Raw genomic sequence first — 26,370 nt, forward strand, 5'->3', positions numbered from 1 at the left:
CCAGCATACGAAGTGCCCGGTCGTCGGCGTCTCAGCCGCGCGTGAGCAGGTCGAGACGTGCGCGCATCACACGGTCGAGCCCCTCGGGGAGGCCCGTGCCGATCAGGTCATCGAGGTCGTGCCACACTTCCGACCTCACACGCAGATCCAGTGCCTGTCCGATCGCAGCGCCCTGTCCGACGAGCGAGAAGCCGGAACGGCGTCGTAGCCGCCGCAGCTCGCCGATGATGGCGCCGACCGAGACGGCTCGGCCGGTGCCGATGATCTTGGTCACGGTGCGACCGGCGTCGAGTGAGCGTGCTCGGGCTGCCGAAGCGCTGATCACCTGTGCGGCGTCGTCTTCGTAGATGTAGTCGCGCAGCGTGTCGAGCGAGACGTAGATCGTCGCCGGCTGCAGGGTGATCGCGCTGTTGACCAGGGTCGAGATCAGACCCTGGCCCTTGGACAGGTCCTGTCCCGGACCGTAGAGGTTCGTCAGGCGTCCGATCACCGTCCGCCACCCGTGCTTCTCGCCGTACTCCCGCGCGAGCCGCTCCATGCCGAGCTTGGCTTCGCCATAGGCGGATGCCGATACCGTCGGGCTGTGCTCGGTGAAGGGCCCGCCGCTCGCGCCGCCGTATGCGCCGCCGACCGAGGAACTCAGGAAGAGCACGACGACGGCATCCGATCCCGCGCAAGCGCGTCCGAGCGCTGCGAGGAAGGACTCGAAGACATCGACCTCCTCCTGCAGGCGCTCACGGGGCGTCGACGTCACGCCCTTCCCCGCGCACCAGTAGATCTCGTGCACCCCCGAGGGGTCGAGGAAGTCGGTCACCGTGGAGGACAGCGTCCGCGTCGCGCGCTCCGCGTCCGCCCAGTCGATGGGCACGGAGAAGGGGATGTCGGACCGGGAGCGCGCGACGGCCTCGCCGAGGAGCCCGCGTCCGATGATCCACCTACGCGCCGCGCTCGCCACCCGGTTCCTTCGAAGCCGGCTCGCGGTGGCCCAGCGGGCCGGAGAGCGGGTCGCGCACGATCAGGTACGTCGGGCGTCCGAGCGCGGAGCTGACGGCGACACCCAGGTACTCGGCGACGATCCCGAGCGCCATGAGGATAGCTCCGATCCCGACGGCGGTGAGCACCATCTGAGAGGTCCAGCCCTCGGGGATGTCGACGGCGAATGCACGCATGATCACGAGATAGAGCGCGAAGAGGATCCCGCCCGCGAAGAAGAGCGCTCCGACGGCGGTGACGAAACGCAGGCCCCGGGTGCCCGAGGTCAACACCATGCGCCAGAAGTGGGCGAAGAGCCTGCGATACGAGTAACCGGAATCACGATCGCCCTCCTCGCGGAGGAGGACGGGAGAGGTCACGGTACGCGCCGAGACCCAGCTCAGAGCCACATCGAGATAGACGCCGGTGCCGGCGTACGCCGCGACGCTGCGCGCGATCTCTCCGAGGACCAGTCGATAGCTGTTGAACTGCGAGGCGCGACCGCCACCGAGGAACGACTCGAGCAGCTTCTTGGAACTCTTCGAGGCCGTATTGCGCACGAAGCCGTGCGGAGGCCGGTTGCTGGGGGCGGCGTACACGAGGTCCGCCTGCTCGCGCAGCGCCGTGTCGATCATGCTGCCGATGAAGAGAGGGTCGTGCTGGCCGTCCTCGTCGAGGGTCACCACCCACTCGCCCCCGGAGCTCGCGATACCGGCGAGTGTGGCCGCGTGCTGCCCGTAGTTCCGGCTGAGCCAGACCGGACGGATCCACGAATGCGTCTCGGCCAGGCGCCGGATGACCGACGCCGAGTCGTCGGGGCCGCGGTCGTAGCTGAGGATGACCTCCGTGACGACGGCGCGATGTCCGTCCGGAGTGGAGAACTCCTGCGTCCAGGGTGCGACCGTCTCGATCAGCGAGTCGAGGGTGCGCTCGCCCTGGTACACGGGCGTGACCACGCTGATGCGGTGCACGTAGGGATCGCTCATCGGTTCCTCCATCTGAGCACGGTGTACGAGAGGCGTCGCAGCCGGGCCATCACGCTCGCGCGGACGTTGCCGATGCGCAGGTCCCACGCCGAGACGACGGACGGGTGCTCGGAATGGAACCAGCGGTGGAAGCGTCGCGCCTGGTCGGCCTGCGCGGCGATGAGCACGGCACTCCACTGGGAGTCGGAGAGCCGGAACGTCGCGCCGGTATCCGTGTCGGGGACGAAGTCGCCCTCGAGGAGCACGCGCGAGTACGTCGCCTGATCGATGAGGTAGGGGAAGGTGGCGTCCCATCCGCCGATCCGTACCAGGGCGTCCCGTCTCATCATCACCGAGGCGGGTTCGCCGAAGAGATTCGATCCCGCCCGCACCGCCTTGGCGGCAGCCCGTGACCCCGGCATCCGGGTCGCGATACCCCGAAGACCCCAATCGGGCATAAGCACCTTGCCCTCGGCATCCGTCACGTCGCGGCGGCAGGCGGTCAGCACCGCGCCTGTCGTGTCGAGCAGTTCGGCCTGTCGGGCGAGTATGCCGGGGCGCAGGACGTCGTCGCCGCAGACCAGCTTGATGAGGGGGCCCCGTGCTTCGTCCGTCACCCGGTTCCAGTTGCGCTCCGCGCCGCCGCCGCTCGGGGTCGTGAGAACCCGGACTCTCGGGTCATGGCGGTAGGCGTCGAGGACGGCATCCGATCCGTCGGTCGACGAGTGGTCGGCGACGATCAACTCGAAGTCGATGCCTTCCTGCTCGAGCACCGAATCGATGGTCTCTGCGAGCGTGGCGGCGTTGTTGTATGCGGGGATCACCACACTGACGGACGGGATCGTCATCCGGCGTGCTCCTTGCGACGGAACGAGAAGAGGCTGTGCCCGAAGTAGCTCACCATGGTCGTGACGAAAACGATGAGCGCCTGAGCGATGATTGGCTCGAGGTGCGCGAACTCCACGAGGAGCGGCAGCAGGACCGCGTTGATCCCGAGCGAGGTCAGGTAGACGAGTTCGAAACGCATGAGGTCGGTCCACACGTGTCCGCGCACGCGGAAGACCAGGCGGCGGTAGAGCACGAAGGCGCAGAGAACGCTCGCGACGTGAGCGAACAGAAGCGTCACCATGTATCCCCACAGCTGGCCTACCGTGATGTCGAACAGCGCGAACCAGCCGAAGCCGACCACGGTGTTGATGCCGCCGACGAAGAGGAAGGCGATGCGCCGATCGCGGAAGAGGCGAAGGAGGGGGCCGTCGGGTCCGCTCATCCCCGCGACGGAGCGATCCTCTTCGTCGGTCTCGGGGTCGATGCCGTTCGACTCGTGGTCGTCTCGACCGGTGCTCATCGGCTCGCTCACCTGACCTGCGCTTTCGCTCTCCACCGCCGTGCCGGTGCCCATCGAGAATACCGTACGGCTCCCCGCGAACCCTGATCGGTCGACGACGTCGTCCCCGGTAGCATGGAAACGCCACACGGCCGCCCACCGACAGGACCGGCCGCGACGGGTCCCCCGAGGGATCCAGACAGGAAAGAAGCACCCATGGATCTCCTCATCGTCGGCTCCGGTCTGTTCGGACTCACCATCGCGGAGCGCGCGGCCGCGGCCGGACGCAAGGTCACCATCATCGACCGGCGCCACCACATCGGCGGCAACGCCTACAGCGAGGCTGAGGCGACCACCGGCATCGAGGTCCACCGCTACGGAGCGCACCTCTTCCACACCTCGAACGCCACCGTGTGGGAGTACGTCAACCGCTTCACGACCTTCACGAACTACGTGCACCGCGTGTACTCCGCTCACAAGGGCGTGGTCTACCCCCTGCCTATCAACCTCGGCACGATCAACCAGTTCTTCCAGGCCGCCTACAGTCCGGCCGAGGCCCGTGCGCTCATCCAGGAGCAGGCCGGCGAGTTCGACGCCGCATCGGCGAGCAACCTCGAGGAACGCGGCATCGGGCTCATCGGACGCCCGCTGTTCGAGGCGTTTATCCGCGACTACACCGCCAAGCAGTGGCAGACCGAGGCGAAGGACCTCCCGGCGTCGATCATCAGCCGGCTGCCCGTGCGCTACACCTACGACAACCGCTACTTCAACGACACGTGGGAGGGCCTGCCGACCGACGGATACACGGCGTGGCTCGAGCGTATGGCCGACCACCCCAACATCGACGTGAGTCTCTCGACCGATTTCTTCGACGAGACCCAGCCGCTCAACAAGAAGGCCGTCGTGGGGCAGACGCCCGTCGTGTACACCGGACCCGTCGATCGCTACTTCGACTACACCGAGGGCGAGCTGAGCTGGCGCACGATCGACCTCGAGGAGGAAGTCCTCGACATCGGCGACTTCCAGGGGACGAGCGTCATGAACTACCCGGATGCCGACGTGCCCTTCACGCGCATCCATGAGTTCCGTCACTTCCACCCCGAGCGCGCGGACCGCTACCCGAAGGACCGCACGGTCATCATGCGCGAGTTCTCGCGCTTCGCCGGCCGCGACGACGAGCCGTATTACCCGGTGAACACCGCGACCGACCGTGAGCGACTCCTCGCCTACCGCGAGCTCATGGCGGGGGAGAAGGACGTGCACTTCGGCGGACGCCTCGGCACCTACCAGTACCTCGACATGCACATGGCCATCGGCTCCGCGCTGTCGATGTGGAACAACTCGCTCGCCTGATCGGCGGCCGGATGATGGGCCTCACAAAGGGATGAGCGAGACCTCGATCGGTGCGCCGGGTTCGGCGCGCCGCTACCTGCATTCCCTCTGGCTTCTGTCGGCCCGTGATCTGCGCGTGCGCTATGCCACGAGCTGGCTGGGCTACCTATGGTCGGTGCTCGATCCGCTGCTGATGAGCCTGATCTACTGGTTCGTTTTCACGCAGGTGTTCTCGCGCACGGTCGGCGAGCAGCCCTACATCGTGTTCCTGATCTCGGCGCTCCTGCCCTGGGTATGGTTCAACTCGGCGGTCACCGACTTCACCCGTGCGTTCAGCCGCGACTCCAAACTCGTCCGCTCGACCGCGATTCCGCGGTCAATCTGGGTGAACAGGATCGTGCTGAGCAAGGGGATCGAGTTCCTCTGCTCTCTGCCGGTGCTCGCCGTCTTCGCGATCTTCGCGGGAGCGACCGTGTCGTGGCAGTTGCTGTGGTTCCCGGTCGCCGTCGCGCTGCAAGCCGTTCTGCTCGTCGGACTCGGTCTCCTGATTGCGCCACTGTGCGCGTTGTACGCCGACCTCGAGCGCACCACCCGCCTGATCCTGCGCGTGCTCTTCTACGCCTCGCCGATCATCTATGCCGGATCCGATCTTCCGGGGGCATTCGCCGACTTCGCCGCAGCCAACCCGCTGTTCGGCATCTTCAGCCTCTATCGCGTCGCATTCTTCCCCGACCAGTGGAACCTCACCGAGATCCTGGGGGCAGTGCTCGTCAGTGCCGTCGTTCTGGTCCTCGGCGTCCTCGTCTTCCGGCGCCTCGAACCCGCCGTCCTGAAGGAGCTGTGATGAGCGCGATCGAGGTCGTCGACCTGGGTGTCCGCTTCCGTCGTAATCGACGGGGACGACGAAGCTTCAAGGATCTCTTCGGAGGAAAGGGGCGCGGCAAGCGCCCCGGCGAGTTCTGGGCGCTCCGCGGAGTCTCGTTCACGGTGCAGCCCGGAGAGTCCATCGGCGTCGTCGGGCGCAACGGCCAGGGGAAGTCGACCCTGCTCAAACTCGTCGCCGGCGTTCTGCTCCCCGATGAGGGAAGAGTCGACGTCCATCAGGGCGTCGCCCCGCTGATCGAGCTCACGGGAGGGTTCGTCGGCGATCTCACGGTGCGAGAGAACGTGCGTCTGACAGCCGGGCTGCACGGCATGAGTCGCGCGGAGATCGCGCGGCGGTTCGACGGCATCATCGAGTTCGCCGAGCTCCAGGACTTTCTCGACACCCCGTACAAGCACCTCTCGAACGGCATGAAGGTGCGTCTGGCGTTCTCGGTCGTCTCGCAGCTCGAGGAGCCGATCCTGCTCGTCGACGAGGTGCTCGCGGTGGGTGACAAGGCGTTCCGAGAGAAGTGCTACCGGCGCATCGACGAGCTGCTCGCCGAGGGGCGGACGCTCTTCTTCGTCAGCCACAACGAGCGGGACCTGCGTCGGTTCTGCGTCCGAGGTCTCTACCTCGACAAGGGCGGACTCGTGCTCGACGGGCCGATCGGCGACGTGCTCGATCGATACAACGCCGACAACGCCCCGGTCTGACGCTCAGCTCTCCGGTGTGCCGGGGGTGCGGTAGAGGATCAGTTGGGGGCCACCGTTCGCGCCGCCGGCGACCTTGACCAAGAAGTCGATGCTCTGCCAGATGCGCATGGGTTCCCAGGGGGAGGGAGCTGCGACGCTGACACTGTTCCAACGCGTATCGACCGGCAACTGCTGGATCGCCGAGTAGACCGCCTGCTCCTCGGGCATGTTGTCGGCGCGGAGGTAGCGGTTGACCATCGACGACGAGGTGAGGATGTACGGCAGGGTGTCGATGCCCTCTCGTGGTTCCACCACTCCGTCGACCACCTGGAGTTCCCTGGCGAGATTGCGCGGGCCGTCGGTGTTGAAGGGTGTGTAGCCGTCGTAGAACGTGTCGTCGGCGGCTATTCCGCGCGCGGCGAGATCCGCCGCCGCGGTCTCTCTCGTATCCGGGGCCAGGCCCGCGGCGAGTTGGGAGACGGAGGCCAGGACGAGCGACACCGCGGATGCCGTCGCGAGGACGATCACGACGATCCGGCCGGCTCGGCCGCGGGAGGACGCCCATCGCCATGCCGCGTCCAGTCCCACCGCAGCGAGGAGGAGCGGTGTGATGAACATCGGCAGACCCCAGCGGTCCCAATGCAGGGTGAGGATCGAAATGGCGAACCAGAACAACACGCCGGTCAGCAGCGGAGCCATGTCCCATCGGCGACCGACGACGGCGGCGACGAGACCCAGGATCGCGAAGAGGACGACGATCGCTCCACCGCTGTTCCAGAACGACGTGGCGTAGAAGAGCGCGTTCCCGGACCAGTCCAGACCGTCGGCGCCGAGGTGCCCCGTCGAGTTCTGCTGGGTGAGTTGGGCGCGGACGGCCGAGAAGTTGGTGAAGAGCGTCGGGGACAGGGCGAAGGTGAAACCCAGGACCATTCCGATCGACGCTGCGCCGCGCACCAGGATCCTCCAGTACCGGCGAGACCGTATCGAGGCGACGACGATGGCGACGGCGATGGTCGCGGTGGCGGCGACGGCGGGATACTTCGCGGTGATGCCGATCGCGACTCCGGCTGATGCGAGGACGAGCCACGGCCAGCTCTCACTTTGGATGTAACGCACGGCTCCGAGCACCGTCAGCAGCACGGCGAAGACGAGAGGCACGTCGGGGGTCGCGTAACGGGAGTGTTCGACGAGCGGCGGGAAGAACGCGATCGCGAACGCCGACCACAGGCCGACGGAGCGAGCGTAGGAGCTGCCGATGAAGTAGGCGACGACGATGGATGCCGTGCCGAGGGTCGCGGTCGTCGCGCGCGCGAGGGCGTAGAACGGGGCCTGATCTACGGCGAAGAGCGCCTCGGGAGAGCCGCCGCCGAAGAGATGTGACCACGCCTGATAGACGATGTAGCTGAGTTGAGTCTCGAGGTGATCCGGACGGAAGAAGAAGGGCGGTGCGAACGAGTTGCGCTGCGCCATGTCGATGGCGCCTTCGACGACCACCCACTCGTCCGCGTGCAGCTGCAGCGGCAGCCCCCATCCGATACCGCCGAAACGGACGGCTGCTCCGACGACGACCGTCGCCAGGAGGGTCCAGCCGATCAGGTCGGGCCGGTGCAGACCATGACGCGGAGCGCGCGTCTCCGACGCGGTCACCGGCGGCCCTGCGCAGCGAGATCGGCGATGGCCCGGTCGAGGAGGATCCGCGCACGTGCGGCGAACGAATGCTCCTCGCGAATGCGTTCGCTGATGCCGCCGAGAGCGTCGGCGTCGGGGAAGCGCTCGTCGAGATCGCTCTCGAGGAAGGGGACGATCTCGGAGACGGCGTCGTACGTCTGCACGGCGCCGCCGAAGATCTGGTCGATCCCGGGGACATCGTCGCTGAAGGCGCGGCCGCCAGCGGCGACGACGTCGAACAGTCGGTTGGAGATGAACCCCTCGCGCTGCATGTCCGCCCAGTGATCGTTGAGCACGACGGATGCCGTGGCGTAGAGCTTCCCGAGTTCGGCATTGTCGACGCGCTCGCCCGTGATCGCGTCAGCCGGGATGAATCGCTTCCAGTCGCCTCCGTAGAGATCGAGGGGAAGGCCCGCTCGAACGGACTCCATCACCGTCGGGCGAGGGACTCCGCGGCTGTTGCCGACGAAGAGCGGGCCGCCGGTCCCGAGCCTCGGAGCAGCGGGACCGGGGTGGAAGCGCTCCGGATCAGTGCACTGCAGAAGTGCCTCGACGGGGATGCCCCATCGCAGGGATTGCTGCGCAGACCAGCTGAGAGACGCGGCGAACACGCGATCGAAGCGCTGCGCTTCCGCTCTGCTCACCATGTCGGGGTGGCTGATCACCCAGAGGTACGACAGCGTCGCGGGAGACGGTACGAACTCGTCGAGCCCTCGGAGATGGATCACGACGTCGTCGAGGTAGTCGGTCTCGCGGCGCTGCGCCTCGCGGGCGTCGACGACGGCCTCCTGCCCGAGAGACTCGAGCGCGGAGGCGAGCGACCTGCCGAAGTGCGTGTCCCCCCATGTCTCTCCGACAGGCCCTGCCGGAGACGCGGTCTTGATCGCCCAACGAAGTCGAGGAACAGTGCGTCCGCCGACTTCGACATCGCGTCTGTCGCGCACGACGACGGGGCGCAGAGTCGACGACTCGGCTGGATCAGTTCGGGGGAACTCCTCGCTGAGATTCGTGTCGGTCTGACGCCAGTGCATCACGCGCAGACCAAGCGGTCCGTATACGGAGTCGGTACCGGCGCCAGTCCAGGCATGCGGCTTGCCCCTCAGGGTCGCGGCCGTGCCGCCCGGATCCTTGGTGTTGAACGCTCGAACGTCAGCCACCTGGACGAATGTGATGTCCGAACGCACGGCGAGCTTCTTATCGGTGAGAGAACGGCTCATGCCCGCGAGCTCGTGTTCGTTGAAGAGTAGGGGATCGAGGCCGCCGACCTCATCGAACGCCGTGCGATCGATCGCGAAGGTGCGCCCCGAAAGACCGTCGACGAGAACTCGGCTCTCCAAGCGTCGGGCGTCCTCGGCCGGATGGTCGACGAGGAGGGGAGCGGGAAGACCGTGTCGCCCGACGAAGGTGGTGCCGAGGCTCTCGACTGTTCCATCGGTGGCAATCGTGAGTGGTATCGCGGCATCGGAACGTGCGGACCGCACTTCCTCGACGAGGGCTTCGATGGACGACGCATCGAACACGGAACGAGGGTCGATGACGGTGAGAACCGCGCTACGGCTCCTACGCAACTCGAGGTTCACGACGTAGGCGAATGCCTCACCCTCCTGGTGGATTCGGGCGACGACGTCCGGGTGCAGATGGGTGAACGTGCGGATGCGGCGCCACTCATCGGGCTTCATGCCGACGCCCGCGATGACGATCTCTCGGTCCTCGGAGCGGAGTTCTTCGAGTGCGTCGAGCTTCGCGGCGAGGGTCGGGTCCGCGGACTGGAACAGGGCCACGATGGTGGCGTCGGTCGACACGGTGGACGCGGGTGCCTCGGCATGCCGAAGGCGAACGGCCGTGTTCCACCCCCGGGCCTCGCTCGTCGAGATCCGGTCGGTGGATTCGTCGGAGTTGTCATACCGTGCCCCGAGGGTCGGTACGTGTGCGATCGTCGTCACCTCGGCGACTTTGAGGATCAGGTCGTAATCGACGGCTCGGCGGAGACTGATATCGAAGGCTCCGACGCTCTCGACGACATCGCGGCGCACGATGAGAGTGTTCAGATCGATCGAATTGCCGAGCAGCAGACTCTCGCGATCCTGATCACCATGACGGTAACGGATGCTCTCGCCGTCGTCGACCTCGATGCTGGCATAGGCTGCGCTGAGCCCTTCGCCCGCCATGCTCGTCACCATGTCCCTGAGGTAGGTGGGGAGCCACGTGTTGTCGCTGTCCAAGAAAGCGATGTACTCGCCGCTCGCAGCACTGATACCGGCATTGCGCGCGGCGCAAACGCCGCCGTGCTCCCGCCTGATCAGACGGATGCGGTCGTCTCGGGCGACGAGCAGCTCGGCCACGGCGAGAGTGTCGTCCCAGGACCCGTCGTCGACGATCAGCAGCTCCCAGTCTTGCCAAGCCTGCGCGAGTATCGACTCGACGGCACGACGAAGGCCACCTCCGCGGTTCCACACGGGCATGATGATGCTTACTCGCGCTCCGTGGGCGGTGCCGGCTGCGGCCGCGAGGGACTCCGGGTGCGGAAGGTCCGGGCGCATCGCTCGGGCGTCACGCATTCGCTGGATTGTCGCCCACTCCTCAGTTGCAGCGAAGAGAACCGGGTAGAGGTCACTCCACGCGATCTGCTGCCCGCCGCCGAGGTTCACGGTCACGGTCGTCGTCGGGTCGTGCTGTACCCGATCCCACAGGTGGCCGATCGGGCCGGACGGATGCATGAGAGATTCCGGATACTGCTTCGCGTATTCGCCCGAACTCCATACCTCGGTGGACACGGTCTGCCACGACTTTCCGTTGAAGTAGTCGTAGATCGATGGCCGACCGGTCGGTGTCATACCCCGCGCCGCGACGTACGGATCGATGAGCACGTTGAGCGTGTATCCGAGGTCATGGCCAGCGGAGACATAGTGGGCGGCCGCGGCGCTCTCGTCTATTTCAGCCACACCGAGTTGAGCCGCATAGAGTGCGGTGTCGATGATGCCGAGTCGGATCAGTCGTTCGGCTCGACGACGAGGATCGCTGGCTTCGAGAGCCGTTCGGACGAGCGGGACGCGCCGCGCCAGGCGGGAGAGATCACGCACCGAGGACATGCTGCGTTCCCTTCGTTTCCTTGTGGGGTGGGCGATAGCCCACGGTGACCTTCTGCAGCGGTGTCAGACGGGCGGGCTCGTGGTTCTCGAAGGGGCGGTTGCCGTACGAGCTGCGCGTCTCTCGCAGGAACGCGGACACTCCGTCCATCTGAGCGGGATATCTCTTCTCGAGATCGGCGAGAAGGGACCGCGAGTCTAGCCAGTAGGGGTCATTGCGCAGGACGTCGATCTTGATGACCGGAAGGCGACCACGGTCCAGTGTGGAGTCTGCGAACGCGCTCGACCAGTTCAGGTTGTCGGCCTGCAGCGGCTCCCGCTTTCGTCGGCTGTCGAAGTAGCCATCGCTCGCGCGGTCGAATCGCGCATGGAACACCTGCTGGCGTCTGTGAAGCCAATGCGCTCCGCGCCGATTGGCGCGAAGCCGTTCCGCTATCGTGGGTTCGAAGTACGAGCCGATCCCAAACCCGGCGTCGGTCATCGCACGACTGATTCCGACTTCCTGTTGAAGGATCGCGCTCATGCGATCCGGCGCAGGCTTCGCGTCGACCCAGAACCGGCGGAACGCTTGCGAACGCAGGGCCGGCTGGGTGAAGTGCAGGAAGTAGCTCTGCGCATGCGGTGCGACACGGTTCGTGCGAGTGATGCCCCACAGCTCGACCGGCCGCGCGTTCATGGTCTTCATGATCTCGCCGAGCGGGCGGAAGAAGCCGACGTAGGAGTCGTTGGTCAAGAGGAGTTCGTCGTAGGACTGCGCCCAGTCGTAGCGTTCGAGGCAATCCCGCCACGACCCGAAGTCGTGGCCGTAGTTCGCGCGCCGGATCAGCGTCGCGCGCGAGGAGATCGCGGTTGCGGCCGCCGGGGAGAGATCGACGGTCGTCGCGAGCACGACGTCGTCGAATTGGGTTCCGAGTTCGTCGAGCTGGCGGAGCACGTGCGGCGCTGCCTCGCCACGCGGGTCGTAGTGCGCGACGATCGCCAGGCGCTTCGTCATTCGTTCTCTCCGGAGATCTTCCGCTCAGCCATGTTCGTGTCCTTCGTCCGATCGACGGGCATCGAGCGCATCGTGCGCAAAACTGCAGTTTACTGGTCGCGTCGACACATCGACGCCGGATCAGATCTCGACGAGATCCCGCAGCGGCTGGAGCCGCTCTCGAGCGGTCGTCACGGCGTCGGCCGTGTTTCCACCGCTCTCGGCGGCTGCGCGGACGTCGGTCAGCGCGGAGGAGTACTCCGACACGGCGGTGAACCAGGCATCCGAGATCGATGACGGTGGTGTCGTCTCCGCCAGCCGCTGGGCATCCTGCTGGAGCTGATCGACCACACCGACGGCATCCTGGCCGCTGAGCTGGGCGAGCATGTCGAGGCCGCGGATGCCGTCGTCCAGGCGAGGCTGCACCTGGGTAACGAAGGCGTCCAACTCAGGCGCCGGGATCACCGGCGGAGTTCCGGGGTCTTGCGACGGCGTCGCCGAGGCGCCGGGCGAGGGCTCATTCGACGGTGTCGGGCTCGCGGTCTGCGACGATGACGGGTCCGGCGTGGGAGCACCGCCGGGCGTGTTCCCGCGGAGCAGGAAGAACCACAGAAGCGCCGCAACGATCGCCACGGCCAGGATCACCGATCCGATGATGATCCAGATGCGTGCACGATTCTTAGGCTTGGGCGGGATCGGCGCCCAGCGCAGTTCCGGCTGAGGAGTGTCCGACATCATGCCTCCAGGGGCGCCATCGGCTGCCAGTTGCGATCCCGGGAGATCTTCCGCCCCTCCTTGAGGCCTCGGAACAGGTTGCTGGTGCCGCGCACGGTGCGCTCGACGAAGACCAGGCGGATCAACTCCTTGGCGAACGTCATCGCCGTGCCGAGTCCGAAGAGCACCGGGTCGTAGTTGTCGTGGATCCGGTAGTAGTGCTTGATGTGCGCTCGATTGCGCATGATGTAGAAGCGGTAGGCGTTGCTCGAGGCGTTCATGTGCCGGATACCCATATCCCACTGCTTGATCTCGCGAGTGCGCCGCAGCACGAACTCATCGACGATCACGGCGGTCGTGAGGCGCGAGGCCAGCCAGCCGTACATCTGGTCGTCCCAGTAGATGAAGAAGCGGTGGTCGGGGAGGCCGATCTGCTTCACGATCGAGCGATGGATGAACATGCCCTCGAAGCATCCGCTGTTCATCTCCTTGAACCCGGAGGCGTCGAAGCCGGACGGCGCGAACGGGATCGGGATGCCCATCCGTTCGGCGATCCGGTACTGCCAGTAGAACTCGCTGCCGTCGTAGTCGTAGCGGCGTCCCTGGATGCTCTTGAAGCGCGAGGACCAGGTGCCCATCTTCGCGAGGCCGTCGGGGATGACCTCGACGTCGTCGTCCATCATCCAGATCCACTCGGAACCCAGCTCGTACGCCGTGCGCATGCCTTCGCTGAATCCGCCGGAGCCGCCGGTGTTCGTCTCGAGGCGGCGGTAGACGATATCGGTGCCGATGCGGCTGCGGAACGACTCCACGACCTCGGTCGTGTCGTCGGCGGAGGCGTTGTCGATGATCACGACATGCCCCGGCTTCGGGTCCATCGTCGTGATGCTCTCCAGCAACCCGGTGAGCAGGTGCGAGCGGTTGTAGGTGACGATGACGATCGTCGCCGTGGCCGGGTCGAAGGCGACGGATGCCGCGGTCATGCCTGCTCCTCGAAGATCTGCTCCCAGGATTCTGGTGAGACGAGTCCGGGCAACGCCTCGCGGTACTGCTTCTGCAGCTCCGGCCATCTGCGCTGCAGTTCTGCATGGAGGCGCACGCTCTCGCGCAGCATCCGACGGTACTTAGCGCGGTCGCGCGTGTAGATGTTCTTCCCCGATCCGTCCGCCGTGCTGACGAGCGCACTGTCGAAGACCGGCAGACGCCACCAGTGCGCGTCGTCCTTGCCGAACTCCACCTCGGGCTGGGCGACGTTCGCGGGGTTCGGCTTGTGCAGCCAGTGCGCGATCAGCGTCGTCAGCGTGAACTTGCGCAGCGCCCAGCCGCTCGGGCTGTCGTACTCGTGACGTGAGCGCTGCCGCTGGAAGACCTGGCGGCCGCGACGGGAGTGCAGCACCGCCGACGGATCCTTGTGGATCACGGTCTCGGGGTACTCCTTCGAGAGCGCACGCGCGGCGGGCATCGCGGTTGCCAGGTTGCGGCGCATGTGATCCGGCCCCGAGAGCACGTCGCGCAGGGCCCGCGCGCGGAGGGCCACCGGGTAGTACTGCATCATCATCAGGTGCTTGAGGTCCACGCGACGGCTGTGCCGGATCAGGTGGCCGCCCTTCGGGGCGTTCGAGTGGAGGAGCCCGGCGACGATGCGGTTTCGGGCGTGGAAGTAGGCCTGCCAATCGATCGAGTCATCCTTGTTGAGCCACGACACGTGCCAGAGCGCGACGCCCGGCATCGACACCGTGGGGAACCCGGCCTCGCCCGCACGGAGGCAGAACTCGGCGTCGTCCCACTTGATGAATGCGGGCAGCGAGAGGCCGACTTCGCGGATCGTGTCGAGTGGGATGAGGCACATCCACCACCCGTTGTAGGCGGAGTCCATGCGCATGTGCAGCAGCGGCGACTGGCGCAGGTTGGAGGCGCCGAAGTCGTGCGGCATCTCCTCCTGGTAGAGGTTGCGCCACATGAACGGAGCCTCGTCGACGACCTCGGCCCATCCGTGGAGCTTGGGTCGGTCGAGCAGGTCGAACATGTGACCACCCACGAGCACCGGGTTCGTGGCGTACTGTCCGAACACGATGGAGCGGCGCAGGGACTCCGGCTCGATGCGCACGTCATCGTCGAGGAGCTGCACGAAGTCGCTCTCCGGCCGCTGAAGCGTCTCGTGCATCGCGCGGGCGAACCCGCCGGATCCGCCGAGGTTGGCCTGCCGGATCACCTGGAGCGTGTCTCCGAGGTCGGCCGCGACCTCCGTGAAGCCCTCCTGATCGGCGACGAGCTGCGTTCCCTGGTCGACGAGGAAGATGCGGTCGACGAACTCGAGTGCGTCTGGCGAGGTGGCGAGAGCCTGCAGGGTCTCGACGCAGTAGTCGGGCTTGTTGTAGGTCGTGATGCCCAGCGAGGCCTTGCCCGTGCGGGCGGGAGCCTGCTCGGTCGTCCACTCCGCGCCGTCGAGGATGACGTTGCTCTCGTCGGCGACGACATCGAACCAGAGCCATCCACCGTCGCTGTACTGGGTGAGCTCGAGATCGAAGGTCGTCGACGACTCGCCGGTGACCTCGCTCGTGGCGACGCGCTGACGTACACCGGAACCGTTCGACCGGTACACGAGGATGGTGGCGGATCCGTTGGTGCGGACGGTGAGCTGCACCTGACGGATGCTCGTCCAGTGCTGCCAGTACGAGGCGGGGAACGCGTTGAAGTAGGTGCCGAGCGAGACGCGCCGACCGGCGACGATCCGCGCGCGGTGGCGGCCGAGGATGTTGCCCAGATGCGCGCGGTTCGACACGCGCACCGGCTCGTTCTCGATGACGGACCACGTCTCGGGGTCGGCGTACAGCGGGAGGAGGTCGGGGTCGCGATCGAGCGGGAAGACGACGTTCTGCAGGACGTGGGCCACGGGGGAGTTCTCCGGAGGGGTTTGCGCCGACTGCCGCCGGACGGGCGGAGCAGTGGACTCTGCGAGCAGTGAGTAGCCTACCCTCCGCCACCTCGGGATCCGCGGAGAGCGCCCGCCCCCCGGGCGGTGTCGGGGCTGCGGGATAGGATGGCGGGCGATGAAGGTATTGATCACCGGCGGTGCGGGATACATCGGATCGACTGTCGCGACGGCGTGCTTGGAGGCCGGGATCGAGACGGTTCTGCTCGACGATCTGTCGACGGGGCTGCGCGCGTTCGGCGAAGGGCGTGGCCTCTACGTCGGCGACATCGCGGATGCCGCGGTCCTCGACCGAGTGCTGGCCGACCACCCCGACATCGACGCCGTGGTGCACTGCGCCGCGCGGATCGTCGTTCCCGAGTCCGTCGACGACCCGCTCGGCTACTACGACACGAACGTGGGCAAGACGGTGCTGCTCCTCGAGCGCCTGCGCGCGGCCGGGATCGACCGGATCGTCTTCAGCTCCTCCGCCGCGGTCTACGAGGCCGAGGCCGGAGGCGGGGTGGATGAGTCGGGGGCGCTCGCTCCGTCGAGCCCGTACGCCTCGACCAAGGCCATGGTCGAGCAGATCCTCCACGATACGGCGGCGGCCGGTGCCTTCCGCGCGATCGCGCTGCGCTACTTCAACCCCATCGGTGCCGACCCGCGCCTGCGCACCGGGCTGCAGAACCCGCGGCCGACCCATGCGCTCGGCAAGATCATGCAGGCGAAGGCCGAGGGCGTGCCCTTCACGATCACCGGCACCGACTGGCCCACGCGCGACGGCTCGGGCCTCCGCGATTACATCCACGTCTGGGATCTCGCGCTCGCCCACGTCGCCGCCGTGCAGCGCTTCGACGACATCGTGACGACGCCTGACCCCTATCGGGTGATCAACCTGGGCACCGGCGACGGCGTCACCGTGCGTGAGCTCGTCGCCGCGTTCGAACGGGTGACCGGCGAGCCGCTCCCTGTCGTCGAGGCGCCGCGTCGCGCCGGCGACCAGGCCGGAGCGTTCGCGATCGTCGAGCGGGCGCACGACCTGCTCGGGTGGCGTGCGCAGCGATCGACCGACGACGGCGTGCGCGACGCGCTGGACTGGGCGGAGAAGCTGCCCGCCGTCCGCGCCGCCTCCGACGCGCTCTGACCGTCCGCTCGCTCAGCCCTGCGCGCGCAGGGTGGGGATGAGGCCCGTCTGCGCGGCGTCGATATTCTCGCGCCACGAGCGCGACTGCCCGGCGCGCAGCGCGCAGAGCACGAGCAGGAACCACCCGGCGCCGACCAGGGTGAAGCTCTCGAAGACCGAGTCGACGGCGAGGGTGACCAGTGTGATGGGAGTCCACGCGTAGACGACCGAACGTCGCACGCTCGCGACAAGCCAGGAGCGGACGAGGGCGACGCCTCCGAGCAGGAGGAAGAGGACGAGTCCGGCGGTGCCGAGCTGCAGCAGCACGTCGAAGAAAGCGTTCAAGGCACTCTGATGACGATTGTCGAGCAGGAAGTTGATGTACGTGAACGGATACTCGCCCCTCGCCCAGGATCCGAACCAGCCCCAGCCCTCGATCGGCTTCAGGGCGACGAAGTCCAGGATGGTGTTCCACAGGGTCGCGCGGATCGAGAAGTCGGAACCGGCGTCGAGGAGCGCGATGATCTGGTGCCGGAACCCGAACGCCACGGCGAGTGCTGCGGTCACGAGAACGCCGAGTGACCATTGCACGATGCTGCGCCGCGCCGGGGGCGAGTGGCGGACCAGGGTGAGGGCGGCCGTCACGATCCCGACCGCGACGGCGAGGACGATCACGGTCGGGGACGACGACAGCACTGCGAGAGCGCCGGCGAGAGCGATCGACGGAATCGCGATCGCCCTGCTCACCGACTGCGTGCGCCATTCGATCACGAAGGTGATGAGAGCGAGCACGGCGACGAAGCCGAGCATGTTGCGGCTGCCGAAGATCCCCTGGATGGGGCCGCCGACCGCGAGATTCCCCTGGATGCCGAGGGCGACGAACGGCACATCGAGCAGGATGCCGGAGAGGATCTCGAGCGCGAAGGAGACGACCAGCAGGCCGCGCAGCGCATCGCCGATGGCGCGGACCGTCTGCAGGGTGTCGCGGACGTGCCCTACGGCGAGCGCGAGGAACGCGTAGCCGAACAGGGACGCCCACCCCAGTAGCGTCTCGCCGCGATCGGTCGTCCACACCAGGCTCACCAGCGCCCAGCCGAGGAATGCGTAGAGCGAGAACGGTGCGAGACGCAACGCGGAGAGCTCCTCGCGCCGCGCCCAGAGGATCGCCGCTCCGAGCACGCAGAGCACGGCGATGACCGTGGCGAGCGTCACCCGCGAGGTCAGGCGCTCGATCGCGAACGATCCGAAGACCGCGGTGATCACGGCGAGCGTGAACGCCCGAGCCATCTCGACCGATCCGAGCAGGCGGACCGTCCGGCTGGCCGACGTCACGGGATCCGCCGGGCGCGCGCGCCGCGGTCGAACAGCTGCTCGCGCTCGCCGACGCCGATCAGCGGTACGGACTTCAGCTTGAAGGTGAACATCACCAGCAGCATCCATCCCCAGAGCATGATCGGGGTGGACTCGGAGAGCCCCTGGACCAGCAGCACGATCGTGAACAGGCTCGGCAGGAGCGTGATCGGGGAGAAGTTGCGCGACGAGTTGAGGTCCCATCGCGGACGATCGACGGCGAAGAACCACGACCGCCAGAGCAGGCTCAGATACGAGATCCCGATCAGGATCACGCCGAGGACGCCGAGCTGCATCAGCACGTCGAGCCACATGTTGTGGGCGTGGAACACGGTGAGACCGTGGTCTTCGATCCAGCCGGCGAAGGCGGGGTCCCAGGGGATCCACGGGCTGGAGAAGCCGTTGCCGAACATCGGATGCTGGGCTGCCCGCTCGAGCACTGCGGTCCAGATCTTGTCGGAGCGCCCCGTGAGGTCGGCGCTGCGGCCGACCAGGCCGAGGAGTGGCTCCCGCAGCAGCCAGACCGCGGTGGCCACCACGGCGGTGCCGCCGATCGCGATCACGTAGATACGGGTTCGATCGCCGGGGGTGCGTGCGCGGCGCATGAGGAGAGCGACCGCAAGCGCGACTCCCGCCACTGCCGCGCAGATGAGAGCGGTGGTCGATGCGGTGCGCACGAGGAAGAACGCGGCGAGGAGCATCCACAGGGCGAGCGTGGTCCGCCACCGCGCCCGGGCGGCGAAGAGCACTCCGAAGGTGATGATCGCGAACAGCGAGATGATCGCGAGGATGTTCGCATTCGCGACGATGCCCTGCAGGCGGCCACCGTCGAACAGATTGTCGCGCACCCAGTACAACTGCGGGTCGATCCCGCCCTCGGGGATGACGGCGAAGTTCGGGAGCAGCGGACCGTGGATGACGAGCGACACCCACAGTTCGAGGGCGATGGACGAACCCAGGATCCACTTGAACGTCGACGAGAGCGCGCGGACGATCTCGTGCCAGGTCAGCACGTGCGCGACGAACAGGCCGTTGATGGTCACGGCGGCGAGGAGCAGCCACGTGAGCAGCGTGGGGCCCCGCCACTGCGACCAGGCGACCGAGACGAGCGCGAGGGTCGTGTAGGCGAGAGCCGTCCAGGGGAGGCGGCGCCAACGGAAGGCCTGGGGGCGGTTGCGCGCGAGCATCGGGACGCCGATCGCGACGGTGGCGAGCGTGAAGACGACGAGCACGACGGCGGCGCCGACCGCGCCGAGGAGGTTGTAGACCGCGGTATGCGCGAACGTCACGAACAAGGTGAGGATCACGTAGCCGCGCAACAGCAGATGCCCCGTCGATTCCCGCTCGGGGGCTGTCGGCGGGGCGCTCACCGGATGCTGGGTGTACTGGGCCATCGCGATCAGGGTACCGCGCGGGGGTCGCGCGCGTCTGTGAGCGGCGTGGCGCGGCTCTACGCTGGGAACATGCTGCTGCACCTCACCAATGCGCCCCGTGACTACGCCTGGGGATCGGAGACCCTTCTCGCCGAGCTCGAAGGGCGTGCGCCGAGCGGCGCCCCCGAAGCCGAGGTGTGGTTCGGGGACCACCCCGGCGACCCTGCGGATGTCGTGGGCGGCGGCACGCTCGACGCGGTGACCGGTGGCACGCTGCCGTACCTGCTGAAGCTGCTCGCGGCGGCGCAGCCGCTGTCGATCCAGGTGCACCCGACCATCGCGCAGGCGAAGGCGGGGTGGAAGCGCGAGAGCGATCTCGCCCTCGACGACCCCGAGCGCAACTACCGCGATGCGAACCACAAGCCCGAGCTGCTGGTCGCGCTGAGCGAGCGGTTCGAATCGCTCAGTGGACTGCGCCCGGTCGCTCAGACGCTGCAACTCATCGACGCGCTCCACCCCACCCCCGGCGTGGTCGCGCTCCGCGAGCGGCTCGCCGGCGAGGGAGACGTCCTGCGTGACACGCTCGAGTGGCTTCTCGACGGGTCGGCGGGCGACGCCGTCGGCGACATCATCGACGCGGTCGTCGCCGCCGCCGCGGGCGCCCCGGGGGAGTCGAACGACACCCTGCGCGCGGTCGCTCGGATCGCGGACACGTACCCCGGTGACCCGGGGGTCGTCGTCGCGCTGCTGATGAACCACGTCGTTCTCCGGCGGGGCGAGGGCGTCTTCCTCCGCGCCGGCCTTCTGCACGCCTACCTGTCGGGCCTGGGCGTCGAGATCATGGCGGCGAGCGACAACGTGCTCCGAGGCGGACTCACCCCGAAGAGGATCGACGTTCCGGAGCTGCTGGCGCTCGTCGACACCACACCCGGGTCCGTGCCGGTGCTGCGCCCCGCCGAGGACGGGGCGGTCACGACCTACGATGTGCCCGTCCCGGACTTCGCCCTGCGCCGCATCGTGCTCGACGGCACGCCGGCGACCGTCCCCGTCGACGGTCGGACGATGGTGCTGGTCACGGGCGGCGCAGTTCGCATCGAGGGCGCGGATGCCGCGGTCGACCTGCCCGTCGGCGCCGTCGCCTATGCATCGGATGACGAGACCGAGCTGCGCCTCTCGGGCGTCGGCGAGGTGTTCGTCGCCTCTCCGGGACGCTGACGCGCCGAGCCTCCGCCGGCGGCGCAACCGGCATCCGCGACACGCCGATATGCCGTCAAGAACCTTCAAGACATGATTGAGGGTTTACGATCCGCGACTTGACCCGAGCGAATGACACGGGTGTAATTAGTGGTGCACGGCCCGGCGGGGGGCGAGATATGAGGGGTTGGAGGTCGAGATGACGGGATACCGATCCGACGTTCCGGAGAACTGGTTCGTCGACCCGGTCAACCTCGGTGTACCCGGGGTTCGCAAGGTCGAGGCAGACGACGACAACGCTCTCGCCTGGCAGACCGACGCACTGTGCTCTCAGACCGACCCCGAGGCCTTCTTCCCCGAGAAGGGCGGCTCGACGCGAGACGCCAAGCGCATCTGCACCTCGTGCGACGTTCGTGGAGAGTGCCTCGAATACGCGCTCAACAACGACGAGCGGTTCGGTATCTGGGGTGGGCTCTCCGAGCGCGAGCGCCGCAAGCTCAAGCGCCGCGCCAGCTGATCCGAGGGTTCGAGGTTCCTCGAGCGCATTTCTCCTTCGGTCCTTCGCGGGCGCGCCGCACCGGCTGCCTTCTCCCGCGTCGCACCCCGCTTAGGCTGACGATGTCATGCCAGCCCGTGTTCACGCCATCATCGTCGCGCGCCCCGGATCCTCAGCCCGCGCGCAATTGCTCCGCACCCTCGAGGCCCTGAGAGCACAGACCGCGCCGGTGGAAGCCGTCACTCTCGTGATGTGCGGCGATGCCGCGTCCGCACGTACCAGTGAGGCCGTCGCGCAGACGGTCGAGGGGATCGTCGAGGCTCGGCAGTCCACCTCGTTCGCCGAGGCCGTCGAGCTCGCGCGTCCTCGCGTCGCGGAGAACAGCGCCGTCTGGCTCCTCGCGCACGACACCGCTCCGCATCCTCGGGCACTGGAGCGCCTCGTGGGAATGCTCGAGCGGTCACCGTCGGCGGCGATCGCCGCGCCCAAGCTCGTCGCCACCGACAACGACCGCGAGATCGTCTCCCTCGGCGTGAGCATGACGGGCCTCGGCCGCTCCGTCGAGCTGTCGGCGGGTGAACTCGACCAGGGGCAGCACGACGGTCTCGATGAGGCGCTCGCCGCCGACGTCCGCGGCATGCTGATCCGCAGCGAGGTGCGCGACGCGCTCCGCCCGGACCCGGCGCTCGCCGGCGCCGACGAGGGGCTCGACCTGGGCGTGCGGGCTCGACTCGGCGGTGGCCGTGTCGTCCTCGCCCCGACCGCGCGGATCTCCGTCTCGCCGGAGGGGCCGGCGTCGCTTCCCCGCGGCCGTTCGCGGCGGGCCTACGTGACACGTCTCGCCCAGCTGCATCGGCGCCTCGCCTATGCGCCCGTGATCTCCGTGCCCCTGCACTGGATCGCACTCCTGCCGCTGGCGGTGTGGCGCTCGATCGCGCACCTCGTGGGCAAGCGGCCCGAGGAGGTCTTCCCCGAGTTCGGTGCCGCCGTCGTCGCGATGCTCCGCTTCGGCGCGATCGCCCGCTCGCGCGCCGCGATCCGATCGTTCCGCACGTCCTCGTGGGCCAGCATCTCGCCCCTCCGCGTCACGGCATCGCAACTGCGCCGTCGCCTCGACGACGGACACGGCAGCGAAGGCGGCGCGGTCAGCGAACTGCACTTCTTCGGCGGCGGCGGGGCCTGGGCCGTGCTGGCTGCGCTTGCCGTGAGTGTCGCGTCCTTCACCTCGTTGCTCGCCTGGCCATCACTCGGCGGGGGAGCGCTGTTGCCGCTGCGTCAGACCGTCGCAGGGCTCTGGCATGACGCCATGTGGGGTGTTCGCGGGCTCGGTCTCGACATCGTCGGACCGGCGGACCCCTTCGCCGGCGTCGTCGCGGTTCTCGGCACCCTCTGGCCGGGCGCCCCGTCCTTCGCTCTCGTGCTGTTGTGGCTCCTCGCTCTGCCCCTCGCGGTTCTCGGCGGGTGGTTCGCCGCGACACGGGTGACGGATCGCGCGGGACTCCGCATCTTCGCCGGCGTCGGCTGGGCCCTCGCCCCGACGTTCCTCACCGCACTCGTCGACGGCCGCCCGACCGGAGTCCTCGTGCACCTCCTCCTGCCCTGGCTGTTCCACGCGGCGGTCGTCGCTCATCGTTCCTGGGGAGCCGCGGGAGCGGCCTCGCTGCTGTTCGCCGCCGTGGCCGCCTGCTCCCCGTCCCTCGTCCCCGCACTGCTCGTGCTGTGGGTCGTCGGGCTCGGCATCACACTGGGAACCGCCCAGTTCCGCGGCGCCGTTCGCCTGCTCTGGACGCCGATCCCGACCCTCGTGCTCTTCGCACCGCTCGCGTACGCGCACCTCGTCGACGGGTCGCTCGTTTCCCTCTTGGCCGACCCGGGAGCTATCTGGGCCGGCCAGCAGGCGACGGCGGACGCCGCCGGACGTCTGGCCCTCGCGACGGGCTATCCCACCGCGGATGCCGCGGGTTGGGCAGCGTTCCAGATCGCGCCGATCGGCGCCTGGGCTGCCGTGTTCAGCGCTCCGCTCGCGCTTCTCGCCCTTGGTGCCGCCGTCGCGCCGCGGTGGCGGGCCGGCATCACCCTCCTCGTCGTCGCCCTCGCCGGTCTCGCCACCGCGTTCCTGGCCGTGGGGATCACAGTGAGCTTCGCGCAGGGCACGCCGGTCGCCATCTGGCCGGGTGCCGGCCTCTCGCTCGCCTGGATCGGCATCGTCGGTGGCGCGGTCGTCACCCTCGACACCGCCGTCAGGTTGCCGCGACTGCGGACGGCCGTCACCGGCATCACCGCGGTGGCCCTGCTCGTCGGTGCAGTGCCGGCGCTGACGGCACTGCACCTCGACGCGTCCGCCCTGCGCAACGGGCCCGAATCGACGCTCCCCGCCTACGTCGCGGCGCAGGCGGGCGGTGACCGGCAGATCAGCACGCTCGTCCTCACGCCGCAGAACGACGGCGGTCTCGCCGCCGAGGTCGTCTGGGGCGCGAGCGAGACCCTGGGTGCGCAGACGACGCTGCTCTCGACGGCGGAGGAGCCGCGTGGCACCCACATCGCAGCACTCTCGGTCGACCTGCTCTCGGCGCGCGACTTCGACGCTCCCGGCGAGCTCGCCGCGCTCGGGGTCAGCTACGTGCTCGTCGCCCAGGTGCCGGACGACGAGGCCGATCAGGCCCGGTCGATGCGCACATCGGCGATCACGGCTATCGATCAGCGCGCCGGATTCGTGCACGCGGGGACGACCGATCGCGGCGTGCTGTGGAGGGTCGACACCGAGATCGCCGCGCCGGCGACCCTGACGAACGCGCAGGCGCACCAGGCGCGACTCGTCGTCACGTTGCAGTTGATCTTCCTGCTCGCCGCGCTGCTCCTGGCACTGCCGACGCGCGCCTCGCGCCGAGCGGCGCGCGCGCAATCCCGCATCGTCGGGCGCGCCCCCGAAGAGCCGCTCGTGCTCCCGCGCCACCGTGAGGAGCTCGCTGAAGCGTCGATCATCGAGCCGGGCGGTGTGGACGAACTCGCCGAGGCTGCGATCGTCGGCGAGACGCCAGCCGACGCCCTCGAGGAGCCGGCGGTCGCGAATCCCGAGACCGAGACCTTGGGCGACACCGAGACCGACGCCGAGCCGCGCGAAGAAGCAGCCGATCCGCCGGAGGCGGACGTGATCGTCGCTGAGGACGACGCCGATTCCGGCCGAGAACCCGAGACCGAGGAGGAGCAGCGATGAGCCGTACGCGTGTCTTCCGCGTGGTCGCGACCGGTGCGCGCGTCGCCGTCGGGGCCGTCGTCGCGGTCGCCTGCGTCGCGGGCGTGGTGGCGGCGATCCACGCGCCCTGGCCGGAGGTCTCGCACGATCCCGCGCAGGTGGAGGTCACCCCGCTTCCCGGCGCGCCGACGCTCGTGTGCAATGGCGACTTCCGAGCGATCGGTCGGGACTCCTCCGATCCCTTGAGCATGCGATCGGCGGGGTCGCCATCGGTGACCGTCGACGGTACCGGCGGAGCTCCGGCATCAGCACCGATCGCCGCGCCCGATCTGATCGGAGGTGGCGAGGTGAACCGATTCACGGGTGAAGTGGTCGACCGCACGGCGCCGCTCATCGCCGCGACCGAATCGATCTCACTGTCGGCGACCGATCTGGCAGGCTTCGCCGCCGTGCCGTGCGGCGGGAGCGGACTGGAATCCTGGCTGGTCGGCGGTAGCGTCGCGACCGGGACGAAGGACATCGTGATCCTGACCAACGCCGCCGCAGTGACGTCGACCGTCACGCTGTCGACCTACGGCGATTCGCGGAGCAATCGCACCGTGATCATCCCGGCCATGACGCAGGTCGCTCTTCCGCTCAGCTCGATCGCCGCAGGCGACACCGCGCCTGTCGTCCGTGTGGCGGCCGAGGGGGCGCCCGTGCGGGCCGTTCTGCAGTCATCGTTCGTGCGCACGCTCGATCCGGCGGGTATCGACCTTCAGGAGGCGGTCGCCGGGCCGCAGCGGCATCCGGTGATCGTCGGCATTCAGTCGTTCGACGGCGAGGGGGACAACGCCGACATGACGGTGTTGCGGATGCTCTCCGCCGGGGCGGATGGCCAGGCCGTCGTCACCGTACGCGCCGTCGGCTCTCCGGCGATCGTCGAGGAGTTCACGGTCGATCTCGTGGCCGACACCCCGGCGGAGGCTTCGCTCAGTGCCCTCGAGCCCGGGTCCTACACGGTGTCGATCGACGCCGACACACCCGTGGTCGCCGGGGTCCGTCAGCAGCACGGATTCGGCAAGGGGGCGGACTTCTCCTGGATGACGCCGGCGCCGGAGATCGGAACGGATGCCGTGTTCGCGGTGCCGAACGGGCCGAAGTCGGTGCTGTACCTCATGAACGAGGACGGCGCGGACGCGACCGTCACTCTCGAGAACCTCGGCACAGGAAACTCCCGCGAGGTGGTCGTCCCCGCCGGTGCATCCGTGGCGGCGACCGTCAACGGTGACGCGGTATACCGGATCAGCACCTCCGATGCCGTCCGAGCCGCGGTGAGCATGTCCGGTGCCGGGGCTCTCGCGACGTGGCCCGTGCAGCCGAGCGCGGGCGCGGAGAAGAGCATCACGGTCTACCCGTAGGCCGGGCGATGTGCTCGGTCAGTGGTCGTGGCCGAGATCCCACGGTTCGCGACCGACGTATTCCGCTGCTGCCCGGAACACGGCGCTCTCGATCGCCATGCGCCGGTGCGCGTTGTCGTCGTGCCCGGGCGGGAGCAGACGCTCGATGGGCAGGCGGAAGAGCACGATTCGCGCGTGCTCGCGATCGAGATACCAGCGCGGCACCTCATCACCCGACTCGAAGCCGGGCATCGCTCCGATCTCGAACCGCACGTCCTGCAGTTCCGGCCAGGTGCCGCGGAGGAACTCGACCGCGGTTCCCACCGAGAGGTCGAAGCGGTCGAGGCGTCCGTCGAGAGGGGCCAGGGGAGGCCTGACGACCTCGCTGCGTCCGAGACGGCCGTGACGACCGTGCCGTGCGCCGCGCCGGGGAGCTTCAGAAGTGCGGGCGGCGCGTCGACGGGGCATGACGAAAGTCTAGGCGGTGTGCGGCAGCGATCGGCGCGGCATCCGTTCTGTGCGTCGACCGGACCGTAGCCTGGCACGGATGGACGGACGACTCTGCTCGAAGGTGGGCTGCGCGCGCGAAGCCGTGGCCACGCTCACGTACGACTACGGCGACCAGATGGCCGCGCTCGGGCCGCTCGGACTCGAGCGCCACCCCCACGCGCACGACCTCTGCGCGCAACACGCCGACCGCTTGTCGGTGCCGGCGGGGTGGATCGTCGTGCGCCACGAGGCGCTCCGCGCCTGA

Annotated in this window: 22 protein-coding genes; 9 read left to right on the forward strand and 13 right to left on the reverse strand. The window is 68.2% G+C overall.

Going from position 1 to position 26,370, the window contains the following annotated elements; translation table 11 throughout:
- Window positions 1-31: 31 nt before the first annotated feature.
- Genes ACFY9N_RS06030 through ACFY9N_RS06045 form a run of 4 tightly spaced genes read right to left on the reverse strand, consistent with a single transcriptional unit; the run spans window position 32 to window position 3,339 of the window.
- On the reverse strand, window positions 32-955 hold the full coding sequence (locus tag ACFY9N_RS06030; RefSeq protein ID WP_391477431.1) for an NAD-dependent epimerase/dehydratase family protein: 924 nt from the start codon (window positions 953-955) through the stop codon (window positions 32-34).
- Window positions 936-1,958 (reverse strand): glycosyltransferase, encoded by a 1,023-nt coding sequence (locus ACFY9N_RS06035; protein WP_391477432.1) that lies wholly within the window; start codon window positions 1,956-1,958, stop codon window positions 936-938. The genes ACFY9N_RS06030 and ACFY9N_RS06035 overlap by 20 nt, the downstream gene beginning before the upstream one ends.
- On the reverse strand, window positions 1,955-2,785 hold the full coding sequence (locus tag ACFY9N_RS06040; RefSeq protein ID WP_391477433.1) for a glycosyltransferase family 2 protein: 831 nt from the start codon (window positions 2,783-2,785) through the stop codon (window positions 1,955-1,957). The genes ACFY9N_RS06035 and ACFY9N_RS06040 overlap by 4 nt, the downstream gene beginning before the upstream one ends.
- Window positions 2,782-3,339 carry a GtrA family protein gene (locus ACFY9N_RS06045; protein ID WP_391477435.1) on the reverse strand — a complete coding sequence of 186 codons (558 nt, stop codon included), beginning with the start codon at window positions 3,337-3,339 and terminating at the stop codon, window positions 2,782-2,784. Before ACFY9N_RS06045 ends, ACFY9N_RS06040 begins: the two co-directional genes overlap by 4 nt.
- A gap of 141 nt (window positions 3,340-3,480) precedes the next feature.
- Between ACFY9N_RS06045 and glf the strand changes: the two genes are divergently transcribed.
- The 3 genes from glf to ACFY9N_RS06060 are packed head-to-tail and all read left to right on the forward strand — an operon-like array spanning window position 3,481 to window position 6,174.
- Window positions 3,481-4,617 carry a UDP-galactopyranose mutase gene (glf, locus tag ACFY9N_RS06050; RefSeq protein WP_391477436.1) on the forward strand — a complete coding sequence of 379 codons (1,137 nt, stop codon included), beginning with the start codon at window positions 3,481-3,483 and terminating at the stop codon, window positions 4,615-4,617.
- 31 nt (window positions 4,618-4,648) lie between these two features.
- On the forward strand, window positions 4,649-5,440 hold the full coding sequence (locus ACFY9N_RS06055; RefSeq protein ID WP_391477438.1) for an ABC transporter permease: 792 nt from the start codon (window positions 4,649-4,651) through the stop codon (window positions 5,438-5,440).
- A complete protein-coding gene (locus ACFY9N_RS06060; RefSeq protein ID WP_391477439.1) occupies window positions 5,440-6,174 on the forward strand; it encodes an ABC transporter ATP-binding protein in 735 nt (244 codons plus the stop codon). Before ACFY9N_RS06055 ends, ACFY9N_RS06060 begins: the two co-directional genes overlap by 1 nt.
- Window positions 6,175-6,177: 3 nt before the next feature.
- On the opposite strand, the gene ACFY9N_RS06065 is transcribed toward ACFY9N_RS06060, so the two are convergent.
- The 6 genes from ACFY9N_RS06065 to ACFY9N_RS06090 all read right to left on the reverse strand — a co-directional run bounded on the left by ACFY9N_RS06065 (window position 6,178) and on the right by ACFY9N_RS06090 (window position 15,487).
- The gene (locus ACFY9N_RS06065) at window positions 6,178-7,800 is read right to left on the reverse strand and encodes a phospholipid carrier-dependent glycosyltransferase (RefSeq protein WP_391477441.1); all 1,623 of its coding nucleotides are present in this window, start codon (window positions 7,798-7,800) and stop codon (window positions 6,178-6,180) included.
- Entirely contained in the window at window positions 7,797-10,910 is a 3,114-nt protein-coding gene (locus tag ACFY9N_RS06070) for a glycosyltransferase (protein ID WP_391477442.1), read from the reverse strand. The genes ACFY9N_RS06065 and ACFY9N_RS06070 overlap by 4 nt, the downstream gene beginning before the upstream one ends.
- Window positions 10,894-11,901, reverse strand: a complete 1,008-nt coding sequence (locus tag ACFY9N_RS06075) for a rhamnan synthesis F family protein (RefSeq protein WP_391477444.1) — start codon at window positions 11,899-11,901, stop codon at window positions 10,894-10,896. The genes ACFY9N_RS06070 and ACFY9N_RS06075 overlap by 17 nt, the downstream gene beginning before the upstream one ends.
- A gap of 120 nt (window positions 11,902-12,021) precedes the next feature.
- Window positions 12,022-12,615 (reverse strand): hypothetical protein, encoded by a 594-nt coding sequence (locus ACFY9N_RS06080; protein WP_391477445.1) that lies wholly within the window; start codon window positions 12,613-12,615, stop codon window positions 12,022-12,024.
- Window positions 12,615-13,577 (reverse strand): glycosyltransferase, encoded by a 963-nt coding sequence (locus tag ACFY9N_RS06085; RefSeq protein ID WP_391477447.1) that lies wholly within the window; start codon window positions 13,575-13,577, stop codon window positions 12,615-12,617. The genes ACFY9N_RS06080 and ACFY9N_RS06085 overlap by 1 nt, the downstream gene beginning before the upstream one ends.
- Window positions 13,574-15,487: a glycosyltransferase gene (locus ACFY9N_RS06090; RefSeq protein ID WP_391477448.1), complete on the reverse strand. Its 1,914-nt coding sequence runs from the start codon at window positions 15,485-15,487 to the stop codon at window positions 13,574-13,576. The genes ACFY9N_RS06085 and ACFY9N_RS06090 overlap by 4 nt, the downstream gene beginning before the upstream one ends.
- Window positions 15,488-15,644: 157 nt before the next feature.
- Between ACFY9N_RS06090 and galE the strand changes: the two genes are divergently transcribed.
- A complete protein-coding gene (gene galE / locus ACFY9N_RS06095) occupies window positions 15,645-16,652 on the forward strand; it encodes a UDP-glucose 4-epimerase GalE (protein WP_391477449.1) in 1,008 nt (335 codons plus the stop codon).
- Between the two features lie 12 nt (window positions 16,653-16,664).
- Here the strand turns inward: galE and ACFY9N_RS06100 are convergent, their stop codons facing one another.
- Both ACFY9N_RS06100 and ACFY9N_RS06105 read right to left on the reverse strand, forming a co-directional pair.
- Window positions 16,665-17,963 carry an O-antigen ligase family protein gene (locus ACFY9N_RS06100; RefSeq protein ID WP_391477450.1) on the reverse strand — a complete coding sequence of 433 codons (1,299 nt, stop codon included), beginning with the start codon at window positions 17,961-17,963 and terminating at the stop codon, window positions 16,665-16,667.
- Window positions 17,960-19,375: an O-antigen ligase family protein gene (locus ACFY9N_RS06105; protein ID WP_391477452.1), complete on the reverse strand. Its 1,416-nt coding sequence runs from the start codon at window positions 19,373-19,375 to the stop codon at window positions 17,960-17,962. The genes ACFY9N_RS06100 and ACFY9N_RS06105 overlap by 4 nt, the downstream gene beginning before the upstream one ends.
- 69 nt (window positions 19,376-19,444) lie before the next feature.
- On the opposite strand from ACFY9N_RS06105, the gene manA reads away from it, so the two are divergent.
- From manA to ACFY9N_RS06125, 4 genes are all read left to right on the forward strand, one after another.
- On the forward strand, window positions 19,445-20,569 hold the full coding sequence (manA, locus tag ACFY9N_RS06110) for a mannose-6-phosphate isomerase, class I (protein ID WP_391477453.1): 1,125 nt from the start codon (window positions 19,445-19,447) through the stop codon (window positions 20,567-20,569).
- Between the two features lie 178 nt (window positions 20,570-20,747).
- Window positions 20,748-21,065, forward strand: a complete 318-nt coding sequence (locus ACFY9N_RS06115; RefSeq protein ID WP_247622876.1) for a WhiB family transcriptional regulator — start codon at window positions 20,748-20,750, stop codon at window positions 21,063-21,065.
- Between the two features lie 106 nt (window positions 21,066-21,171).
- Window positions 21,172-24,258 (forward strand): glycosyltransferase family 2 protein, encoded by a 3,087-nt coding sequence (locus tag ACFY9N_RS06120; protein ID WP_391477454.1) that lies wholly within the window; start codon window positions 21,172-21,174, stop codon window positions 24,256-24,258.
- Window positions 24,255-25,637 carry a DUF5719 family protein gene (locus ACFY9N_RS06125; protein ID WP_391477455.1) on the forward strand — a complete coding sequence of 461 codons (1,383 nt, stop codon included), beginning with the start codon at window positions 24,255-24,257 and terminating at the stop codon, window positions 25,635-25,637. Before ACFY9N_RS06120 ends, ACFY9N_RS06125 begins: the two co-directional genes overlap by 4 nt.
- An 18-nt stretch (window positions 25,638-25,655) precedes the next feature.
- Here ACFY9N_RS06125 and ACFY9N_RS06130 read toward each other — a convergent pair whose 3' ends face one another.
- Window positions 25,656-26,084 carry a hypothetical protein gene (locus ACFY9N_RS06130; protein ID WP_391477456.1) on the reverse strand — a complete coding sequence of 143 codons (429 nt, stop codon included), beginning with the start codon at window positions 26,082-26,084 and terminating at the stop codon, window positions 25,656-25,658.
- A gap of 79 nt (window positions 26,085-26,163) precedes the next feature.
- Between ACFY9N_RS06130 and ACFY9N_RS06135 the strand changes: the two genes are divergently transcribed.
- A complete protein-coding gene (locus ACFY9N_RS06135; protein ID WP_247622872.1) occupies window positions 26,164-26,370 on the forward strand; it encodes a DUF3499 family protein in 207 nt (68 codons plus the stop codon).

Source organism: Microbacterium sp. NPDC008134 (assembly GCF_042957055.1).
Taxonomy (GTDB): Bacteria; Actinomycetota; Actinomycetes; order Actinomycetales; family Microbacteriaceae; genus Microbacterium.

Bases quoted from the DNA above. Each gene is read 5' to 3' on its own strand.
- ACFY9N_RS06045 (WP_391477435.1), bottom strand. From the start codon at position 3,339: ATGGGCACCGGCACGGCGGTGGAGAGCGAAAGCGCAGGTCAGGTGAGC.
- ACFY9N_RS06055 (WP_391477438.1), top strand. From the start codon at position 4,649: ATGAGCGAGACCTCGATCGGTGCGCCGGGTTCGGCGCGCCGCTACCTG.
- ACFY9N_RS06135 (WP_247622872.1), top strand. From the start codon at position 26,164: ATGGACGGACGACTCTGCTCGAAGGTGGGCTGCGCGCGCGAAGCCGTG.
- ACFY9N_RS06085 (WP_391477447.1), bottom strand. From the start codon at position 13,577: ATGACCGCGGCATCCGTCGCCTTCGACCCGGCCACGGCGACGATCGTC.
- ACFY9N_RS06040 (WP_391477433.1), bottom strand. From the start codon at position 2,785: ATGACGATCCCGTCCGTCAGTGTGGTGATCCCCGCATACAACAACGCC.
- ACFY9N_RS06070 (WP_391477442.1), bottom strand. From the start codon at position 10,910: ATGTCCTCGGTGCGTGATCTCTCCCGCCTGGCGCGGCGCGTCCCGCTC.
- galE (WP_391477449.1), top strand. From the start codon at position 15,645: ATGAAGGTATTGATCACCGGCGGTGCGGGATACATCGGATCGACTGTC.
- manA (WP_391477453.1), top strand. From the start codon at position 19,445: ATGCTGCTGCACCTCACCAATGCGCCCCGTGACTACGCCTGGGGATCG.
- ACFY9N_RS06060 (WP_391477439.1), top strand. From the start codon at position 5,440: ATGAGCGCGATCGAGGTCGTCGACCTGGGTGTCCGCTTCCGTCGTAAT.
- ACFY9N_RS06105 (WP_391477452.1), bottom strand. From the start codon at position 19,375: ATGGCCCAGTACACCCAGCATCCGGTGAGCGCCCCGCCGACAGCCCCC.
- ACFY9N_RS06115 (WP_247622876.1), top strand. From the start codon at position 20,748: ATGACGGGATACCGATCCGACGTTCCGGAGAACTGGTTCGTCGACCCG.
- ACFY9N_RS06125 (WP_391477455.1), top strand. From the start codon at position 24,255: ATGAGCCGTACGCGTGTCTTCCGCGTGGTCGCGACCGGTGCGCGCGTC.
- ACFY9N_RS06120 (WP_391477454.1), top strand. From the start codon at position 21,172: ATGCCAGCCCGTGTTCACGCCATCATCGTCGCGCGCCCCGGATCCTCA.
- glf (WP_391477436.1), top strand. From the start codon at position 3,481: ATGGATCTCCTCATCGTCGGCTCCGGTCTGTTCGGACTCACCATCGCG.
- ACFY9N_RS06080 (WP_391477445.1), bottom strand. From the start codon at position 12,615: ATGTCGGACACTCCTCAGCCGGAACTGCGCTGGGCGCCGATCCCGCCC.
- ACFY9N_RS06035 (WP_391477432.1), bottom strand. From the start codon at position 1,958: ATGAGCGATCCCTACGTGCACCGCATCAGCGTGGTCACGCCCGTGTAC.
- ACFY9N_RS06130 (WP_391477456.1), bottom strand. From the start codon at position 26,084: ATGCCCCGTCGACGCGCCGCCCGCACTTCTGAAGCTCCCCGGCGCGGC.
- ACFY9N_RS06075 (WP_391477444.1), bottom strand. From the start codon at position 11,901: ATGACGAAGCGCCTGGCGATCGTCGCGCACTACGACCCGCGTGGCGAG.